A 12,150-nucleotide genomic window follows, 5' to 3' on the forward strand; every position below is an offset into this window, starting at 1 on the left:
CGGCGGGGGGGGCGGGCTTTATCGGGCGCCGCTTGTGTGTTTGCGGGGGTTAGAACCCGCGTTACCACTCACGAGGCCCAGGCGACCAGTTCGTCGAGCACCGCCTCGGGCGCGGGCATGGCGGCGATCTCGGCCGCGACACCCTGCGCGACCTCCCGGGCCGTCGAGTCGTCCAGCAGTTCGCGGGCCGCCGCCTCGATCGCGTCGATCCGCACCGCGTCCCCCACCAGGGCCTTGGCCGCGCCGAGCGCCACCAGCGCCTCCGCGTTGGCGAACTGGTCGGCACCCTGCGGCAGCACCAGCTGCGGCAGACCGGCGGCGAGCGAGCCGAGCACCGTCCCCGTGCCGCCGTGGTGCACCACCAGGCCCGCGTGCTTCAGCACCTCGGCCTGCGGCACGAACCCGGCCACCCGGACGTTCTCCGGTACCGGGCCCAGCGCCGCGGGGTCACCCGGGCCGACCGCGACGACGACGTCCACCGGCAGCCGCGCCAACGCCGCGATCGCCCCGCGCAGCAGGTGCGTCGCGCCGAAGACCACCGTGCCCAGCGTCAGGTACACGAAGCCGTCGGCCGGGAGGGCCGGCAGCGGGACGGCAGCGTTGTAGGGCGTCGGGCGCATCCGGAACACCTTCGGCACCGCCGCCGAGCCCGGGTCGCGGACGCTGTCGGGCCAGACGTCGACGCAGGCGTCGCCGAGCATGGCGTCCGCGGGGAGGCGGTCCCACAGCGGCGCCAGGCGTTCGGCAGCGACGGACAGGATCTCCGGTGGCACCGACCGGCCGATCACCAGGGAGACGGCCGGGATGCCCGACTGCTGCGCCACCGCGCCGGCGCCGACGTCGCTCTGCTCGTAGACCACCAGCTCCGGCCGCAGGTGCGGCAGCAGCGGCCGCAGGTCGGCCATCGTCGCCTGCGGCAGCAGCTCGGCGAACATCGTGATGCCGACGTCGAATCCGGCGTCCGCGCCGTGCCGCCGCTGGGCTTCGGCTTCGGCGTCGCGGATCGAGATGCCGACGCGGTGGGTCTCGAAGCCGAGCTCGCGCACCTTCGGCACGAACGCCTCGCCGGTGCCGAAGACGACGTCGTGCCCGGCGGCTTTCGCCGCGTTCGCGAGCGGGAGCAGGGGGAAGAGGTGGCCGTACGCCGGGCGGCACGTGAAGAGGATCCGCACCGCCCGAGCGTACCGGCGTCAGCAGCGGTTGAGCATGTCCGTGAGTGCGGACTTCTCGGCGGAGTTGATCGTCAGCTTGAACTTGTACTTCACCGCGACCCACATCTTCGCGTAGGTGCACCAGTAGCCGGTCAGCGGCGGCTTCCACTGGTCGGGCGACTTGTCGCCCTTCTCCTGGTTGACGTTGTCCGTCACGGCGATCAGCTGCGGGTCGGAGAGGTCGTTCGCGTACGCCTGGCGCTGCGCGGTCGTCCACGACGACGCGCCGGTGCGCCACGCGTCGGCCAGCGGCACGACGTGGTCGATGTCCACATCGGACGCGGCGGTCCAGGTCGCGCCGTCGTACGGGCTGAACCACTTGCCGGAGGTCGCCGCGCAGGCGGAGTCGGTCACCACGTTCGTGCCGTCGCGCTTGAGCACCACTTCGCGGGTGTTGCAGCTGTTGCCCTGGTCGATCCAGTGCGGGAACTTGTCGCGGCTGTAGCCGGTCTGCGAGCCGTCGGCCTTGACGGTCAGGGTCGCGAGCTCGGACTTCGCCGTGGTGGCCGACGGGATGCCCGGCGGGGTCGCGTCCGCGACGCCGGCCAGGGTTCCGGACAGCACCGCGGTGACCGCGAGGACGGTGAACGAATGACGAACAGCACGCCTGGTTGGCATCTTGCTGCCTCCGTGTCTGAAGTGGGGACAGCTAACCTTCAGGCACGGAAGTGGCGCATACAACACGTATAGGTGACAGGTTGCTGTCCGTCAAACGGCGCCGCGGACCAGCCGGAGGTCTTCGGTGTGCCGGTACCAGGTCCACTTGTTCACCGCGCGCTCGAAGACGACGTCGTCGCGCACCGGCCGGGTCGGGATGCAGCCGATCTGGAACGCCCGCGAGTACAGCGTGGACGGCCGCTTGAAGACGGTGCCCTTGACGACCCGGACGGCCAGCCCGGGGCCGCCCGGGTCCGGCGTCACCTCGATCGACGCGGCCGGCCCGCGCAGCGCCACCTGCTCGTCGGCGTAGGCCACGCCGCGGACCAGCCGCAGCTGCCCGCGCCCGACGAGCACGCCGCCGACGTCGTCGCGGATCAACGGCACCGGGTCGACCTCGCCGCGCAACGCGAGCGCGAGCGCCCGCAGCGGCGTCTTCGGCAGGCCCCAGAGCGCGCCGACGACCGACTCCGGCGACGAGGGCACGAACCCGACCGACACGCCGGAGATCGCGTCCTTCCGGAGCAGGCGCAGCACCACCGCGGCGAGGTCGGCGTCGGTGCCCGAGACCACCAGGTGATCGTGTTCGCCCAGCAAGGGGTCGATTTCCGCCTTGCCGGGACGGCTCGGCACGCGGACCGACTCGACGTCGTCGACCTCTTCGAAGCCGGCCGCGTCATCGCCACAGGCCACCACGATTCCGCGCACCCGCAGGTCCTCCGTTACAGTCATGCACCGGCATTTCGTCAGCGCCACCGGTGTCCGTCCGGGACACTAAACCTCAGTCGTCGAACACCTGGAGTGTCACATGCCGGCCATCGTGCTCATCGGTGCCCAATGGGGAGACGAAGGCAAGGGCAAGGCCACCGACCTGATGGGTGACCGCGTCCAGTGGGTCGTCCGCTACCAGGGTGGCAACAACGCCGGTCACACGGTCGTCCTGCCGAACGGCGAGAACTTCGCCCTGCACCTCATCCCGTCCGGCATCCTGACCCCGGGCGTGACGAACGTCATCGGCAACGGCGTGGTGGTGGACCCGGGCGTGCTGCTCGAGGAGCTCTCCGGACTCGAAGCGCGGGACGTCGACACGTCCAAGCTGCTGATTTCGGCGGACGCGCACCTGATCATGCCGTACCACGTGGCCATCGACAAAGTCACCGAGCGGTACCTCGGCAGCCGCAAGATCGGCACCACCGGCCGCGGCATCGGGCCGTGCTACCAGGACAAGATCGCCCGCGTCGGCGTCCGCGTGCAGGACCTGCTCGACGAGAAGATCTTCCGCCAGAAGGTCGAAGCCGCGCTGGAGTTCAAGAACCAGGTGCTGGTGAAGGTCTACAACCGCAAGGCGCTCGACGCCGACCAGGTCGCCGACGAGGTGCTGGCGGCGGGCGAGAAGTTCGCGCACCGCATCGCCGACACGCGCCTGCAGCTCAACCAGGCGCTGGAGCGCGGCGAAACGGTGCTGCTGGAGGGCTCCCAGGGCACGCTGCTCGACGTCGACCACGGCACGTACCCGTTCGTGACGTCGTCGAACCCGACGTCCGGCGGCGCGAGCGCGGGCTCCGGCATCGGGCCGGGCCGGATCACGACGGTGCTCGGCATCCTCAAGGCGTACACCACCCGCGTCGGTTCGGGGCCGTTCCCGACCGAGCTGCACGACGAGTCGGGCGAATACCTGCGCAAGCAGGGCGGCGAGTTCGGCGTGACGACCGGCCGCTCGCGGCGCACCGGCTGGTTCGACGCGGTGATCGCGCGGTACGCGGTGCGCGTCAACGGCATCACCGACTACTTCCTCACGAAGCTGGACGTGTTGTCGGGCTTGGAAAAGGTTCCGGTGTGCGTCGGCTACGAAGTCGACGGATTCCGCACGCAGGACATGCCGATGACGCAGACCGACGTGCACCACGCGATCCCGATCTACGAAGAGCACCCGGGCTGGTTCGAGGACATCTCGGCGTGCCGCACGTTCGAGGAACTCCCGGCGAACGCCCGCGCGTACGTCGAGCGCCTGGAAGAGCTGTCCGGCGCCCGCATTTCCGCGATCGGCGTCGGCCCGGGCCGCGAGCAGACGATCGTGCGGCACGAGTTCGTCTAGGTCAGTTTCGTGCTGACCGGCGTCTCGTTCCGGAACAGGTCGAGCACCGGGCAGTGCTCGTCGACCTCGCGCTTGAGGTCTTCGTAGCGCTCCCGGCTCGCCGGCCCTTCGAGTTCGACGGACACGCGCACGTCCCCGAAACCGGGCCGCGTGTTGAAGGAGAAGCCGAAGAAGCCGTGCAGATCGAGGTCCCCGTCGACGGTGACCTTGATGGAGTCGAGCGGGATCCCGCGCTTCGCCGCCCAGAACTGGTAGGTGATGACCTGGCAGGACCCGAGGGCGGCCAGCGCGTACTCGACGGGGTTGGCGGCCTGGTCGGTCCCGCCGAGCGCGGCCGGCTCGTCGACGGTGAAGGCGTGGTCCCGCACGTTGACTTCGACTTCGGTCCTGGTCCCCGGCTTGAGAACGTGGCCGACACTGAAGGAAACGGCGGCGTTGTGCGGATCGGCATCGACGGCCTTGCGGGTGCCTTCGATGACTTCGGTCAGCGACATGGGGCGCTCCTCGGTGATCGGTATTTCGCCACAGAGTGGGCGAATCCCGCGCTCCTCGCTCGGGTTCTCAATTCCTGGGAAGCCGGAAACCGGTGGCGCGGCTCGCTAGCTTGAGGGCATGACCATCGGAGTCACGTTGCCGGCCGGGGACACCGGATCCGTGCCCAACCTCGTCGACGAGCTGATCACCCAGACGCGTCAGGCCGCCGACGCCGGGTTGAAGTCCGTCTGGTTTTCGCAGCTCCCGCTCAGCCAGGACGCCGTCGCGATCGCTGCGCTGGCCGGCCGGGAGGTGCCGGGGATCGAGATCGGGACGTCGGTCGTGCCCACCTACCCGCGGCACCCGTTCCTGGTCGCGAGCGCGGCGCAGACCGCGCAGGCGGCGACCGGTGGCCGGTTCACCCTCGGGATCGGGCTCGGGTCGAAGGGGTTCCTCGGGCCCGTCTACGGCCTCGAGTACCCGCCGCCGATCCGGCACCTGCGCGAGTACCTGACCGTCCTGAAGCGGGTGTTCGCCGGGGAAGCCGTCGAGTTCGAAGGCGAGACGATCACCGCGCGGGCGCCCGGGCCGTCCACTGTGTCCGGTGGCGGGGACATCCCGGTCATCGTGGCCGCGATGGGGCCGCAGGCGCTGCGCGTCACCGGTGAGCTCGCCGACGGCACGCTGCCCTTCCTCGCCGGGCCGAGAGCGCTTTCCGAAGAGATCGTCCCGGCGCTCCCCGCGGGCAAGCGGATCATCGCCGCCGTTCCGGCCGTCGTCACGAATGAACCCGACGCGGTCCGCGCGCTCGCCGTCGAGCAGATGGGGTTCTACGCACAGATCCCGTCGTACCGGCGGATCCTCGACGTGGAAGGCGTCAGCCACCCGGCCGACCTGGCCATCATCGGCGACGAGCAGACCGTGCTCGCGGGCCTGCAGCGCTACCACGACGCCGGCGCCACCGACGTCCTCGTCTCGCAGACCGGCATCCGCTCGGCCGAAGAGCGGCTCCGGACCTGGGAGGTCGTCAGCTCATCCGGTTCGTGAGGGTCGCCGTCACCGACATCTCCTCCAGGTCCAGTTCCCGCAGCACCTTCCGCAACACCTCGTCGTCGAGCCGGCCCGCGCGGTTCTCCTCGATCATCGCCTTGCGCTGGGTGATCAGCAGTTCTCGCCGGGCCTTCGCGAACTGGGCCTGCGGGCTGCCGGAGCGGTCTTCGCCGGACAACGTGATCGCGGCCTTCGCGAACCGGTACCGCGTGTCGATCAGCCGCTGCAGCCGGTCCTTGAGCCGGTCGACCTTCTCCTGGGGCAGGTCCAGCGAAGCCAGCCGCTCGCGGCTGATCTCGCGCAGCCTGTCCTGCGCCGCTTTCTTCGCGACTTCGCGAGCCTCGAGTTCCTCGGCCTCGTCGCGGGACGCCTCCTCGGGGTCCTCCACCTTCAGCGCGCGGATCAGCGGCGGCAGCGTCAACCCTTGGATCAGCACCGTCCCGATGGCGACCGTGAAGGCGAACAGCTGGATCTCCTCGCGGCCCGGGGCGTCCGCCGGGACACCGGCCGCGGCGGCGAGCGTGACGACCCCGCGCATGCCGGTCCACGACACCACCGCCAGCGTCCGCCACGACGGCGCCGCGCGGTCGCGGCCGAACAGCCGGACCGTCTGCGGCAGGTACGCCGAGACGAACACCGCCGGGATCCGCACCAGCATCGTCACCGCGAGCACGGCCACCGCGACCAGCGCGAGCGTCCCGTTGTCGCGGGCCGCGTGCTGCGCGCCTTCGAGGACGAACGGCAGTTGCAGGCCCATCAACGCGAACACCAGCGCCTCCAGCAGGACGTCGATGGACGCCCACACGGATCTGTCCTGCATGCGCGTCGCGGGGGACGCGTACAGCGCGCGGTGGCCGAGCAGGAGGCCGGCCGCGACGACGGCGAGCACGCCGGACCCGCTGAAGTCGTCGCTGAAGGGGTGCAGGTGCTCGGCGGTGACGTACGCGGCGAACGGCACGATGATCCCGAACGCCGACTCCATCAGGGGGTCGTCGAGCTGCCGCCGGATCAGCACCACGAGCGCGCCGATCGCCAGGCCGACGCCGATGCCCAGCACGGTCGCGACCCCGAACACCGCGAACCCGTGCCCGGCCGAGCCCGCCGTGCCCGCGACGGCGGCGAGCGCGACCTTGTAGAGCGTCAGCGCGGCGGCGTCGTTGACCAGGCTTTCGCCGGTCAGCACGGTCATCACCCGCCGGGGCAGGCCGAGCTTGCGGCCGATCGCGACCGCGGTCACCGCGTCCGGCGGCGCCACCACCGCGCCGAGGACCAGCGCGGACGCGAACGGCACGTCCGGCAACAGCAGGTGCACCACCACGGCGACGACCACGGCGGTCACCGCGACCAGCACCACGCCGAGCGCGACGATCGGCCGGAGCGCGCGTTTGAAGTGCGTCAGCGAGCTTTCCAGCGACGTCGAGTACAGCAGCGGCGGCAGGACCACGGTGAGCACCAGCTCGGGCTCCAGCTCGAACCGCGGCACCCCGGGGACCAGCGCGACGCCGAGCGCGACGACCACCACCAGCAGCGGGGCGGACAGGTTGTAGCGCCGGGCGAGCGCGGTCAGCGCCAGCGAACCGGCGAGCACGCCCATCAGCGTCAGGATTTCCACGCGCCCGATCTTTCCGCAGGTCGGGCCGCCCTGCCGGACTTCCGCTCAGCGGAACCTCGCTGGATTCTGTCGGACCCTCTGGGCATACTCGTGCGCAATCCGCACAAGTGTGCGGAGGACGTGCACCGACGCACCCCGGAGGTTCCGATGTCCCCTGGCACTCGCGGCTGGGTCGTGCCCTTGGCCTGGACGGCCGTCCTGCTCGACGGGTTCGACCTGGTCGTGCTCGGCACGGTGCTGCCCGTGCTGCTCCGCGGCCACGTCTGGGGCCTGACCCCCGCCACGGCGTCGGTCGTGTCGACCGTCGGGCTCGCCGGGATGATGCTGGGCGGGCTGGCGATCGGCACGGTCACCGACGTCATCGGCCGCCGGAAGTCCCTGATCATCTCGGTGACGCTGTTCTCGCTGTGCACCCTGCTGTGCGCGTTCGCGCCGTCGACGTTCGTCTTCGGGCTGCTGCGGTTCGTCGCCGGTCTCGGCCTCGGCGGCTGCCTGCCGACGGCGATCACGCTGGTCACGGAGTACGCCCGGCAGGGCAGGTCCGGCAGCGCGACGACCACGGTGATGACCGGCTACCACGTCGGCGCGGTGCTGACGGCGTTGCTGGGCATCGTGCTGATCACGCCGCTGGGCTGGCGCGCGATGTTCGTCGCCGGCGCGCTGCCCGCCGTGGTGCTGGTCCCGCTGATGCTGAAGTACCTGCCGGAGTCCGAGACGTTCCAGCGGGTCCGCGCGGCCGAGAGGTCGGCCGGGCACGCCGTCGCCGGCCTGTTCCGCGGCGGCCTGCTGCGCGCGACGATCGCCTTCTGGGTCACCTCGTTCATGGGCCTGCTGCTGGTCTACGGCCTGAACACCTGGCTGCCGGAGATCATGCGCCAGGCGGGGTATCCGCTGGGTGCGGCGCTGAGCCTGCTGCTGACGCTGAACGTCGGCGGCATCGTGGGCCTGCTGGTCGCGGGCCGGGTCGCCGATCGCGTCGGCATCCGCCCATCGGCCATCGCCTGGTTCTGCGCGGGCGCGGTGTTCCTCGCGTTGCTGAGCGTGAAGCTGCCGGCGGTCGGGCTGTACACGGCGGTGTTCCTGACGGGCTGTTTCGTGTTCAGCGCGCAGGTTCTGGTGTACGCGTACATCGGCCGCATCTACCCGGACGCGATCCGCGCGACGGGCCTCGGCTGGTCGGCGGGCATCGGCCGCATCGGCGCCATCTCCGGCCCCATCCTCGGCGGCGCCTTGCTGACGGCGGGAATCGCGTACCCCTGGGGCTTCTACGCCTTCGCGGCAGTGGGAGCCCTCGGCGCGGCGGCGGTGACGGTGGTCCGCCCAGGCCGCGGGAGTCCAGCCCAGGAGGGCACCTCGTCGGTGGCGGAGTCCCGGCCTGCCACCACGTGAAAGCTCCGGCCCCGGTCAGCCGAGCCGGGCTGTCCGGGGCCGGCTGTCAGGCGCTCACGCTGCCGGTTTCTCCACCAAGCCGACTGGCTCGGCGGGGTGGGCGGCGGCTTTGCGCAGCGCGGCCCGGCGCGGGCTGAGCCAGCGTGACCCGGCGAACCGGATGACCCGCCACCGCAGGCGCGCGGCCATGGAAAGCATGTGTTCCTGGTTGTCGCGCTTGGCGACCAGGTAGGCGAGCGTGTGCGCGCCCGGCTCGGGGATGAGCAACGGCCGTGGCCGCACCTTGATCCCGCCGAGCTCGAGGCCTTCCAGCTTCCCGGGGTTGTTGGTGAGCAGGGTGACTTCCTTGAGGCCGAGCTGCTTCAGCAGCGCCACCGCATCGCCGTACGACCGGGTGTCCGCCTTGCACTCCATGGCCGCGTACGCGGCGAACGTGTCGATGCCCTCTTCCTGGCACAGCCGGTAGCCCCGCGCCTTCGTCAGGAGGCCGGCGCCACGGCCTTCCTGGTCCAGGTAGATGAGCACGCCGGAGTGCCGCTTGATCTCCTCGAGCGATTTGTCGAGCTGGTAGAGGCAGTCGCAGTTGGTGGAGCCGAATATCTCGCCGTAGAGGCACCGGGACTGGATCCGCACGAGGCAGCCGTCCCGCGGTTCGCCGAACACCGCCGCGCACGCCGGATTGGGCTGCTCGGAACCATCGAGGACGACGACCCGGAAATCGCCGTCCGAATCCTGCAATCTGTGCTCCACGACCTCGGTCACGGGTTCTCCACGTCGGGTTCTCTCCACAGCCGGTCCACATCTTCGGTGCCGGGCATGGAATCGGTGATCTCCTCGATGGTGAGGTTGGCGGTCATGGCCTGGATCGCCCATTCGAGGGCTTTCCAAGTCAGGTCTCCACCGTCCTTGAGGAGTTGGAAAGTCAGGGCTGCCGAAAAGGCCTCGCGAGCCCCGGGAGTGTCTTCGAGCGGAACGTTCGGGCCTTCGATGTCCCTGGATCGCGTCCGCGATCGGATCTTGGCGCCGAAGTTTTCCACCACACAGACTGTCTCCACGCCGAGCGTGAGCAATTCGTCAGCCAGCGCGTCGACCGTGTCGGGGCGGTCCGGGTAGGACAGAAGCCCGCGCAGTTCGCCTTCCCGGCCGACGAGGTAATCGACGCCGTGAAGGTACCGATAAAGCTGTTGCGGCGTTGCCATGGGTGGCGAAGCCTGCAGGAGAACCAGCGGTTTCGGCGATTGGCGGGCGGCCTCTTCGAGGGCCCATTGCACCGTTTCCACCGGTGGTTCCAAGGTGACCATGACCGCATCGGCGTCGGCGATTGCTCGTTTCGTGCGCGGTTGCTCGAATTCCGTTGTGGACAGCGAGACCTTACCCTTGTTCATCCAGCCCAGATAACGGGTCTCACCCTTCTGTGTCACGAGCATGAGAGCGCGCGGATTCGCCTCGCCGGGCGTTTCGCGGATCAGCTCGGTCGACAAACCTTCTTGCTGCATGTAGCGGGTGAGCTCGCGGGCGGCCTCGTCGCCCCCGATGGCGGCGCAGAGCCGCGCGCGGAGCCCGAACCGCCGGGCGGCGACCGCCAGGTTGAGCCCCTTGCCCCCGGGGTGTTCCTCGAACGAACTCGCCTGGACCGCGGCCCCGATTCCGGGCAGGTCGTCGGAGACCACGACCACGTCCGTCACCGCGCCCCCGACCACGACGATCGAGTTGCTGGGCTCACGGGCACCGGCGGCCGGCTCGAGCAGCGCTTCCGGACCGTGCACGCAGCGCTCGGCCAGCCGGACGAGCGCGCGCGCCTCGGCCGAGCCGCGCAGTGTGCGCACGGTCGGCGCCGGGGGAATCTCGGCCACGCCGAGCAGGCGGTGGAACGCTTCCCAGTGCCGGGCGAGCGCATCGCGCCGCTCGCCGAGGTCCTCGGCGTACAGGCCGTGCAGCTTCGGCCGGTCGGCGAGCAGGGACTCGAGCAGGCCGAGGGCGAGCGCCGCGTCGGCGATCAGCCGGTCGGTCGGCTCGAGATCGGCGGTGACGCGGGTGACGACGTCGACGATGGCCTGGTCGGTGGACACGGCGTGCTCACGCGCGTACCGGCGCACGACGGGCAGGTCGGCGAGCAGCACGACGTCGACCTCCGTCGCGCTGAGCCGCTCGACGTTGAGGCCGCTGCGGGTGCGCAACTTGAGGAAGACGTTTCGGACGCCTTCGACGGCGGCGTCGGGCTTCGCCATCAGCCGAGCCTACCCTTCCCCTGGCATTTGTCTTCTCCAGGGTGACACTTGTTGGACAAACTCCGGACGCTGCCATGGCAGAAGCACGAGTATGCGTCACAACCGGTTCATCTGCCGCGGCGAAAGGTACCTCCTCGCTGCTCCGTTCAGGGCACGACGCTCCGGCTGGACGGACGCTCGACGCCCTTGCGTGCCGAAGTGCCGGTGTCAGCCGGAAGAACAGTCGCCCTCGTGTATCGGAACGGCAATTGACATCGTTACTCGGCAAATGTCACCCTGAGGTTGCCTCATCGGCCTTAGGGAGGTCGCCATGAAGCCCTGCACCCCAGGTTCAGGCTACGAAGTCACCCGCAATGATCTGGCTTCCGCGCTGCGGATTCCACAGGAAGCTGCCGTCGTCGACAACAGAACCCGGCCGCGTCCGGCAATTGCCGCGCTGGGCTTGCTCGCGCTGTCAGTCGCCGGATGTGCTGTCCCTTCGAAGACGGCCGACCCCACCGGCGGGGACCGGGTCGTCCTCGTCGTCAGTGCCACCGCCAACGAGCCGCGCCCCGTCGTCACCGACGTGGCTCGCAAGCTCCTCACCGACGCCGCGAACAGCGGAAACGCCTCACCGCAAGGCTCGGGCAAGAGCAGTGTCGCGCTCGTTTCGGCCGCCGACGGCGCCGACGCGCACCAGATCGTCCTGACGCCGAGGCGAGCCGACGGATCGCTGGAACACGGGCTGCAGCGGCCGTCGCTCATCGATCGCAACGTCCAGGCCGTCGCCGACGCCGTCGCGGCCACGGCCGCCGCGCGGTCCGGGCTCGATCTGCTCGGTGGCATCGACGCCGCCGTCCGCGGAATCGCTCCGGGGCGCCTGATCGTGGTCAGCAGCGGGCTGAGCACGGCCGGGGCCTTCGACCTGAGGCAGGTCGGCTGGGACGCGGACCCGGCGACGGTCGCGCGCCAGCTGGCCGCCAAGAACGCGTTGCCGCACCTCGAAAACTGGCACGTGCTGTTCACCGGGCTGGGCAGCGTCGCCGGCGCGCAGGCACCCCTGCCCGGCTCCGCGCACGACAAGCTCCTCCAGTACTGGCAAGCGATCTGCGCGCAGGCCCGGGCCGCCGGCTGCGAGTTCGACGACAAGCGCGTCACCACCGAGCCGTCGCGGGCCACGGTCGCCACGCCGGTCGTGCCCGTGCCGGGGGTGACGTCGGTGGTCGGGTCCGCGGGCCGGGTCAGCACCACCGTGTCCGACAGCGCGCTCGGGTTCTCGGGCGATTCCGCGGTGCTGTCCCCGGGTGCCCTGGACCTGGTGCGCGCCCTCGCCGGGAGCATCACCGCGGCCGGCAGGTCCGATGCGGTGGTCGTCCGGGGCTACGCCGCCGATCCGCCGGGATCGACCGCGGCCGGCCGCCAGGCGCTCGCCGACCAGCGCGCCCGCGCGGTGGC

Annotated in this window: 11 protein-coding genes; 4 read left to right on the plus strand and 7 right to left on the minus strand. The window is 70.6% G+C overall.

Translation table 11 applies throughout. The annotated features are described in order from the left end of the window. Positions 1–68: 68 nt before the first annotated feature. The 3 genes from ACWEF6_RS41790 to ACWEF6_RS41800 form a co-directional block, all read right to left on the minus strand. Complete coding sequence (locus tag ACWEF6_RS41790; RefSeq protein ID WP_449688021.1) at positions 69–1,172, minus strand: glycosyltransferase; 1,104 nt, start codon at positions 1,170–1,172, stop codon at positions 69–71. A gap of 18 nt (positions 1,173–1,190) precedes the next feature. Next, positions 1,191–1,829 carry an HNH endonuclease family protein gene (locus ACWEF6_RS41795; RefSeq protein ID WP_449688022.1) on the minus strand — a complete coding sequence of 213 codons (639 nt, stop codon included), beginning with the start codon at positions 1,827–1,829 and terminating at the stop codon, positions 1,191–1,193. A gap of 90 nt (positions 1,830–1,919) precedes the next feature. Continuing rightward, positions 1,920–2,600, minus strand: coding sequence for a hypothetical protein (locus tag ACWEF6_RS41800; RefSeq protein ID WP_449688023.1), 681 nt, complete (start codon positions 2,598–2,600; stop codon positions 1,920–1,922). Positions 2,601–2,676: 76 nt separating this feature from the next. Between ACWEF6_RS41800 and ACWEF6_RS41805 the strand changes: the two genes are divergently transcribed. Continuing rightward, entirely contained in the window at positions 2,677–3,963 is a 1,287-nt protein-coding gene (locus tag ACWEF6_RS41805; protein WP_013230806.1) for an adenylosuccinate synthase, read from the plus strand. Here ACWEF6_RS41805 and ACWEF6_RS41810 read toward each other — a convergent pair. Next, positions 3,960–4,457 carry an OsmC family protein gene (locus ACWEF6_RS41810; protein WP_449688024.1) on the minus strand — a complete coding sequence of 166 codons (498 nt, stop codon included), beginning with the start codon at positions 4,455–4,457 and terminating at the stop codon, positions 3,960–3,962. The genes ACWEF6_RS41805 and ACWEF6_RS41810 overlap by 4 nt on opposite strands. Before the next feature lie 118 nt (positions 4,458–4,575). On the opposite strand from ACWEF6_RS41810, the gene ACWEF6_RS41815 reads away from it, so the two are divergent. Then, positions 4,576–5,484: a TIGR03564 family F420-dependent LLM class oxidoreductase gene (locus ACWEF6_RS41815; RefSeq protein ID WP_449688025.1), complete on the plus strand. Its 909-nt coding sequence runs from the start codon at positions 4,576–4,578 to the stop codon at positions 5,482–5,484. On the opposite strand, the gene ACWEF6_RS41820 is transcribed toward ACWEF6_RS41815, so the two are convergent. After that, on the minus strand, positions 5,465–7,099 hold the full coding sequence (locus ACWEF6_RS41820) for a Na+/H+ antiporter (RefSeq protein WP_449688026.1): 1,635 nt from the start codon (positions 7,097–7,099) through the stop codon (positions 5,465–5,467). The genes ACWEF6_RS41815 and ACWEF6_RS41820 overlap by 20 nt on opposite strands. Positions 7,100–7,246: 147 nt before the next feature. Here ACWEF6_RS41820 and ACWEF6_RS41825 point away from each other — a divergent pair, with 147 nt between their 5' ends. Further along, entirely contained in the window at positions 7,247–8,488 is a 1,242-nt protein-coding gene (locus ACWEF6_RS41825; protein ID WP_449688027.1) for an MFS transporter, read from the plus strand. A gap of 54 nt (positions 8,489–8,542) precedes the next feature. Here ACWEF6_RS41825 and ribA read toward each other — a convergent pair whose 3' ends face one another. Further along, complete coding sequence (gene ribA / locus ACWEF6_RS41830) at positions 8,543–9,250, minus strand: GTP cyclohydrolase II RibA (protein ID WP_449688028.1); 708 nt, start codon at positions 9,248–9,250, stop codon at positions 8,543–8,545. Then, positions 9,247–10,716 (minus strand): carbohydrate kinase family protein, encoded by a 1,470-nt coding sequence (locus tag ACWEF6_RS41835; protein WP_449688029.1) that lies wholly within the window; start codon positions 10,714–10,716, stop codon positions 9,247–9,249. The genes ribA and ACWEF6_RS41835 overlap by 4 nt, the downstream gene beginning before the upstream one ends. Positions 10,717–11,281: 565 nt before the next feature. Here ACWEF6_RS41835 and ACWEF6_RS41840 point away from each other — a divergent pair. Continuing rightward, positions 11,282–12,150, plus strand: an 869-nt coding sequence (locus ACWEF6_RS41840) for an OmpA family protein (protein ID WP_449688030.1), incomplete at its 3' end; no start/stop codon positions are given.

The organism is Amycolatopsis sp. NPDC004772 (genome assembly GCF_053601215.1).

Coding starts and splice junctions, on each gene's coding strand:
- ACWEF6_RS41795 (WP_449688022.1), bottom strand. CDS start 1,829: ATGCCAACCAGGCGTGCTGTTCGTCATTCGTTCACCGTCCTCGCGGTC.
- ACWEF6_RS41800 (WP_449688023.1), bottom strand. CDS start 2,600: ATGACTGTAACGGAGGACCTGCGGGTGCGCGGAATCGTGGTGGCCTGT.
- ACWEF6_RS41805 (WP_013230806.1), top strand. CDS start 2,677: ATGCCGGCCATCGTGCTCATCGGTGCCCAATGGGGAGACGAAGGCAAG.
- ACWEF6_RS41810 (WP_449688024.1), bottom strand. CDS start 4,457: ATGTCGCTGACCGAAGTCATCGAAGGCACCCGCAAGGCCGTCGATGCC.
- ACWEF6_RS41815 (WP_449688025.1), top strand. CDS start 4,576: ATGACCATCGGAGTCACGTTGCCGGCCGGGGACACCGGATCCGTGCCC.
- ACWEF6_RS41825 (WP_449688027.1), top strand. CDS start 7,247: ATGTCCCCTGGCACTCGCGGCTGGGTCGTGCCCTTGGCCTGGACGGCC.
- ACWEF6_RS41835 (WP_449688029.1), bottom strand. CDS start 10,716: ATGGCGAAGCCCGACGCCGCCGTCGAAGGCGTCCGAAACGTCTTCCTC.